This is a genomic window from Kitasatospora phosalacinea, from assembly GCF_000717185.1.
GTDB classification, from domain to species: Bacteria; Actinomycetota; Actinomycetes; order Streptomycetales; family Streptomycetaceae; genus Kitasatospora; species Kitasatospora phosalacinea_A.
In genome coordinates, this window is record NZ_JNYE01000304.1 from 1 (window position 1) to 269 (window position 269).

The 269-nt window shown below is 66.9% G+C and carries 1 protein-coding gene; it reads left to right on the plus strand.

Annotated features, from left to right (window positions below):
- The coding region (locus OO57_RS38130; RefSeq protein ID WP_033257527.1) for a transposase at positions 1-225 on the plus strand (225 nt) is incomplete at its 5' end.
- Between the last annotated feature and the right edge of the window lie 44 nt (positions 226-269).

Below are 269 nucleotides of genomic sequence, written 5' to 3' on the forward strand. Positions count from 1 at the left end.
GCCACCGACCCCGACTGGCAGGCCGCCTACCGCCGCTGGCGGCCACCGGTCGAACGCGCCGTCGCCTGGCTCGTCGCCCACGGCAACCGACGACTGCGACACACCGGCACGATCAAGAACAACGCCTGGCTCCACACCCGCACAGCCGCCCTCAACCTACGAACCCTCATCAACCTCGGACTCCACCACAACGGCACCACCTGGCACATCCGGGCCACCGCCTGACGGCGACAGCCCGAACCACAACAAGATCTTCATCAGTCTTCTAG